This window comes from Oliverpabstia sp. (assembly GCF_022785585.1).
In the GTDB taxonomy this organism is placed as follows: Bacteria; Bacillota; Clostridia; order Lachnospirales; family Lachnospiraceae; genus Oliverpabstia; species Oliverpabstia intestinalis.
Genome location: NZ_JALFPR010000120.1, coordinates 1 through 5,659, shown reverse-complemented (window position 1 = coordinate 5,659; position 5,659 = coordinate 1). Strand labels below are relative to the sequence as shown.

The window sequence follows — 5,659 nt, the reverse complement described above, 5'->3', positions numbered from 1 at the left end:
CGGAACCGAGAAAACCGGTTGTCCGTACCGAAGAACAGGTACAGCAGATGAAACAGGATGCAGAAAAATTTCTGACCGGCGTATTTGGTGCAATGGAACTTCCGGTGGAGATTACCATGAACTATGATAAGACCGCCGACTGCCTGGAAATTGATTTTGCCGGAGAGGATATGGGTATTCTGATCGGTAAGAGAGGACAGACACTGGATTCTCTGCAGTATCTGACCAGCCTGGTTGTCAACAAAGAGCAGCAGGACTATGTCAGGGTGAAAGTAGACACAGAAAACTACAGAAGCCGCAGAAAAGACACGCTGGAAAACCTGGCAAAGAACATTGCTTTCAAAGTGCGTAAAACAAGAAAGCCGGTAGTGTTAGAACCAATGAATCCTTATGAGAGAAGAATCATCCATTCTGCACTGCAGGGAAACAAGTACGTGGAAACATACAGTGAGGGCAATGAACCTTACCGTCATGTAGTAGTTGTTTATAAAGGTAAATAAGTTGTTGAATGGAAAAGATGTTATTTCACGGGGTGTGAGTAGCATCTTTTCCTGCTTTAAGAAGAATATAATGCTCTGAAAGGAGTAGGACAGAGATGACAGGAGATACGATTGCGGCAATTGCCACAGCGATGAGTGCTTCAGGAATCGGTATTATCCGTATCAGCGGTGACGATAGCATGGAGATCATCAGCAAAGTATACCGCTCAAAGGGCGGAAAAAAGCAGATAAAAGAAGCCGAAAGCCATACGATTCATTATGGATTTATCTATGACAACGATACAATGATCGATGAAGTCCTGGTGATGATCATGAAGGGGCCGAGAAGTTACACCGGAGAAGACACCGTGGAGATTGATTGTCATGGTGGTGTCCTGGCGATGAAAAAGGTTCTTGAAGCGGTGATACATGCAGGGGCAAGACCTGCGGAACCAGGAGAATTTACCAAGCGAGCTTTCTTAAACGGAAGGATCGACCTGTCTCAGGCGGAGGCGGTCATCGATGTGATCCAGGCGAAGAATGAGTATGCACTGAAAAGCTCGTTAAGCCAGCTGAAAGGTTCTGTCTTAACATCTATTAAAGAGATCCGAAGCAGTATCCTGTACCATATTGCATATATCGAATCCGCACTTGACGACCCGGAACATATCAGTCTGGACGGGTACAGTGAGAAACTTGCGCAGACCGTAGAAAAAGAAAAAAAGAAGATTCGTTGTCTGGCGGATTCCTTTGATGAAGGAAAGATGATCAGGGAAGGTATCCGGACGGTGATCGTAGGAAAACCAAATGCGGGAAAATCTTCTCTGTTAAATTATCTGGTGGGAGAAGAAAAAGCTATTGTAACAGATATAGCAGGGACAACGAGGGATGTTCTGGAAGAGACTATCATGCTGCAGGGAATCTCTCTTCGGATGATGGATACGGCAGGAATCCGGGCAACGGAAGATGTTGTGGAAAAGATCGGTGTGGAGAGAGCCAGGGCTTACGCAAAAGACGCGGATCTGGTATTATATGTGGTGGATTCCTCCATTCCGTTAGATGAAAATGATGAGGAAATTCTGGAGATTCTCCGGGAGAAAAAAGCAATCATTCTGTTAAATAAGAGTGATCTGACTCCGGTGGTAACGAAAGAGATGCTGGAGGCACGTACAGACATGCCGGTAATAGCAATCTCCGCAAGACAGGAACAGGGTGTGGAAATTCTGGAAGAACAGATCAAATCCATGTTCTTTGCAGGAGAATTATCCTTTAACGATGAAGTATATATTACAAATGTCCGCCATAAGACAGCGCTCGAGGAAGCATATCAGAGTCTTACAATGGTGGAAAAAAGCATTGCCATGGAGATGCCGGAAGATTTCTTTTCCATCGATCTGATGAACGCATATGAAGCGTTGGGAAGGATTGTGGGAGAGTCAGTGGGTGAGGATCTGGTCAATGAGATCTTCAGCAAGTTCTGTACCGGCAAGTAAGAGTGGTAGAAGGAGAAAGAAATGAACAAACTGGTGGAGTATATAGATGTTGCAGTAATCGGAGCCGGACATGCGGGCTGCGAGGCATCACTGGCAGCAGCCAGACTGGGGCTTGAGACTATGGTATTTACCGTCAGTGTGGACAGCATCGCAATGATGCCGTGTAACCCGAATATCGGAGGAAGTTCCAAAGGACATCTGGTAAAAGAAATCGATGCACTGGGCGGAGAGATGGGAAAAGTCATTGATAAAACATTTATCCAGTCCAAGATGTTAAACAAATCCAAAGGACCGGCGGTACATTCCCTGCGTGCCCAGGCAGACAAGAAAAATTACAGCAATACCATGCGTCAGGTACTGGAGAATACACCACATCTGACGATCAAACAGGCGGAAGTGACGGAACTGATTGTAGAAGATGGTACGATTAAGGGAGTAAAAACATATTCCGGCGCAACGTATTATGCAAAGGCAGTTGTTCTGTGTACCGGAACGTATCTGAAGGCGAGATGCATCTATGGAGATGTAAGTAATTATACCGGTCCGAACGGACTGCAGGCGGCCAATTACCTGACGGACTCTCTGAAAGCGAACGGTGTGGAGATGTTCCGTTTCAAGACCGGAACACCGGCACGTATCGATAAACGGTCGATCGATTTTTCGAAGATGGAAGAGCAGAAAGGGGATGAGAGAGTTGTTCCGTTTTCTTTCTCCACTGATCCGGAAAGCGTTCAGATCGATCAGGTATCCTGTTGGCTGACCTATACCAATGAGAAAACTCATGAGATCATCCGGGAAAATCTGGATCGCTCTCCGCTATATTCCGGTATGATCGAAGGAACCGGTCCACGATATTGTCCGTCCATCGAAGATAAAGTGGTCAGATTTGCAGATAAATCCAGACATCAGGTATTTATCGAACCGGAAGGGCTGAACACAAATGAAATGTATGTTGGCGGTATGTCAAGTTCTCTGCCGGAGGATGTCCAGTATGACATGTACCGCTCCGTACCGGGACTTGAACATGCGAAAATCGTGAGAAATGCTTACGCGATCGAGTATGACTGTATCAACCCGAGACAGCTGATGCCGACACTGGAATTTAAAAATATCAAAAATCTGTTCAGCGGCGGACAGTTTAACGGAAGTTCAGGCTATGAAGAGGCAGCTGCGCAGGGGCTGATCGCGGGTATCAACGCGGCATTGAAAGTCAAAGGTGAGGAACTGCTGGTACTTGATCGATCCGAAGCTTATATCGGAGTATTGATCGACGATCTGGTAACAAAAGAAAACCATGAGCCATATCGTATGATGACAAGCCGCGCCGAGTATCGTCTGCTGCTTCGCCAGGACAATGCAGATCTCAGACTCCGGGAAAAAGGCTACCGTGTCGGACTGATCAGCAAAGAACAGTATCAGGATATCCTGGAGAAAGAACAGCTGATCAAAGAAGAAATCGAACGGGTGGAACACGTAAATGTAGGAGCATCGAGACCGGTACAGGAACTCCTTGAACAGTATGGAAGTACACCGCTGACTTCAGGATCCACTCTGGGTGAACTGATCCGCCGTCCGGAACTGAACTACGAAGTGCTGGCACCAATCGATAAAAACCGTCCGGAACTCCGCTATGACATCCGGGAACAGGTCAATATCAACATCAAGTATGATGGATATATCACCCGTCAGTTAAAACAGGTGGAACAGTTCAAAAAACTGGAAAGCAAAAAGATCCCGGAAGATATGGATTATGATCAGGTCAAGAGTCTGCGTATCGAAGCCGTACAGAAATTAAAACTGTACCGCCCGGTAAGCATCGGCCAGGCCTCCCGTATCGCAGGTGTATCCCCGGCGGATGTATCGGTGCTGCTGGTATATCTGGAAAGTCATCGCGCGTAAAATGAGATATGTGTGGCAGCAGCAGAAGTTTCTGCTGCCGCCTGCCTTAGAGCGTGTCTGAAAAATCATTTCCGCAATCTGCAAGCCCCACTTTGCGGTATATTTTACCCTCATTCGGTTGCCGTAGCCCGCTACGCCGCCCTCATTCGGATAAAATCTCCCACAAACTGAGACTCGCAGCTCACGAAAAGCCTTTTTCAGACACGCTCTAGTACATCGTTTTCGAAACGAGTTTTGTCTCACTTACAGGAAAGTACTTTCTGATAAAATGCAATATATAAATATGCAAAAACGACAAATATAGACAAAGTGATACAAAAATGCACAATAAAACAAGAAAAAATTGTATAAAATTAATAAAAACTATTGAAAAATGTAAGAAAGTTGTGTATTATGAAGCCATAAACAAAGAGGAAACAGGAAGAGGAACTATGAATAACGAAGGAGGTGGTATCGTGGATAGGAGGGACCATGATCGATGCCAGGAGCTTTACGTAAAATATAGGCAGTTTATGTATTGGTACGTGAAAAAACATTTTCCGGATTTGCCAGAAGAAGACATTCGTGATATCCTACAGGAGGTGTGGACATCATTATTGAATGCAATCGACAAATTATATGATAAAGGCGATGAGGGTCAGTTTGCCTGGCTGATCAGGGTGACTCAGACCAAGGTAATTGATTACTACCGTTCCAGGAAAAGAACAGAAGAACTGGGAGAAAAGATTGGCCTTGCTTTACGGGAACAGCAGGAAGTCTGTTCTGTGCAGGACATAGTGATCGCAAGAATGATTGCAATGGAACTGGTAGAAGGACTGACAGAGGAAGAGCGGAGAATTCTGGCAATCGAGTATTTTTCTGATACAACCGGGGAAGTCTCGAACGCTTTCAAATGCAGACGAAGCCGGCTGCGCAGAAAGATCGAAGAAAGTCTTGGGATATTCAGGAAGAAACGTCGGTAATCTATCAGCACCATGTATTCGGATGATGTTATTCACTTCACCGTGAGACGGCTCTCGCCAGAGACCGGAGAAAGGATATTCGATGAAGAAAAGAGATAAAATATATGACAGTCCGGAATACAAGCAAATCAAAGAACATCTTCCTGAAATTTTGAAAGAACTGGAACGCGACAAAGGGCTGTCCCAATATCAGATACCGGAAGAATGGAATGGAGACTTCGAACGCATCTACCAAAAAGAATGCCGAAAAGAACACATAAAAAGACGAATTCTCGCAGGAGCATGTGCAGCCGTGATTCTTACAATCAGTGCAGTACATATAGGAACGCATCTGGAGTTTACATCGGTGGCTCAGGCGGATGATATTGGGAAAATTCATGAAACAGAAATAGAAGGCGATAGATATAAGTATTCACTATATGGAAACTCTGATGAAAATCAAAAAGAAATTTTTGCGGAGGATGATGAAATTTTCTTTACTTGTAATGATTTAGAACAATTAAATGTTGAAATGAAAGAGAAAATAAAAGCCCCATTATTTAGCATTAATGAGAATTTGGGGAAAGAGTATTTCATCAAAGATGCAACATATAGTAAAGTCCATAGAAATATTAATTATCGTATTGAATGGAATGAAAAATACGTTTATGTAAATCAACAAATGCAAATAGAAGATACAGGAAGTGGGGCAGTTGATGAAAAGCAAGCGGAGAAACAAGTTTATATTGAAAGTCTTCAGCAAACAGTACCAATATATTATAGTGCCCATGAGGGCAGTTTAAATTGTAATGTAGTACATGATAAATCAACATTGTTTTTGGTCAGC

6 protein-coding genes and 1 pseudogene are annotated in these 5,659 nt (G+C 44.2%); 6 read left to right on the top strand and 1 reads right to left on the bottom strand.

The features are described from left to right. The 4 genes from jag to MSA64_RS12215 all read left to right on the top strand — a co-directional run. A partial coding sequence (gene jag / locus MSA64_RS08400; RefSeq protein ID WP_287891306.1) for an RNA-binding cell elongation regulator Jag/EloR occupies nucleotides 1-500 on the top strand: 500 nt, incomplete at its 5' end. A 95-nt stretch (nucleotides 501-595) separates the two neighbouring features. Beyond that, nucleotides 596-1,972: a tRNA uridine-5-carboxymethylaminomethyl(34) synthesis GTPase MnmE gene (mnmE, locus tag MSA64_RS08395; RefSeq protein ID WP_154432758.1), complete on the top strand. Its 1,377-nt coding sequence runs from the start codon at nucleotides 596-598 to the stop codon at nucleotides 1,970-1,972. Nucleotides 1,973-1,993: 21 nt separating this feature from the next. After that, nucleotides 1,994-3,871: a tRNA uridine-5-carboxymethylaminomethyl(34) synthesis enzyme MnmG gene (gene mnmG / locus MSA64_RS08390; protein WP_270623922.1), complete on the top strand. Its 1,878-nt coding sequence runs from the start codon at nucleotides 1,994-1,996 to the stop codon at nucleotides 3,869-3,871. A 12-nt stretch (nucleotides 3,872-3,883) separates the two neighbouring features. Further along, nucleotides 3,884-4,042 (top strand): DUF6783 domain-containing protein, encoded by a 159-nt coding sequence (locus MSA64_RS12215; protein WP_442945319.1) that lies wholly within the window; start codon nucleotides 3,884-3,886, stop codon nucleotides 4,040-4,042. Here MSA64_RS12215 and MSA64_RS12210 read toward each other — a convergent pair. Beyond that, nucleotides 3,974-4,114, bottom strand: a pseudogene (locus MSA64_RS12210) (DUF6783 domain-containing protein); the annotation flags it as partial. The gene MSA64_RS12215 and the pseudogene MSA64_RS12210 overlap by 69 nt on opposite strands. 188 nt (nucleotides 4,115-4,302) lie before the next feature. On the opposite strand from MSA64_RS12210, the gene MSA64_RS08385 reads away from it, so the two are divergent. Then, on the top strand, nucleotides 4,303-4,833 hold the full coding sequence (locus tag MSA64_RS08385; protein WP_287891302.1) for an RNA polymerase sigma factor: 531 nt from the start codon (nucleotides 4,303-4,305) through the stop codon (nucleotides 4,831-4,833). Between the two features lie 82 nt (nucleotides 4,834-4,915). Next, nucleotides 4,916-5,659, top strand: a 744-nt coding sequence (locus MSA64_RS08380) for a hypothetical protein (protein WP_287891301.1), incomplete at its 3' end; no start/stop codon positions are given.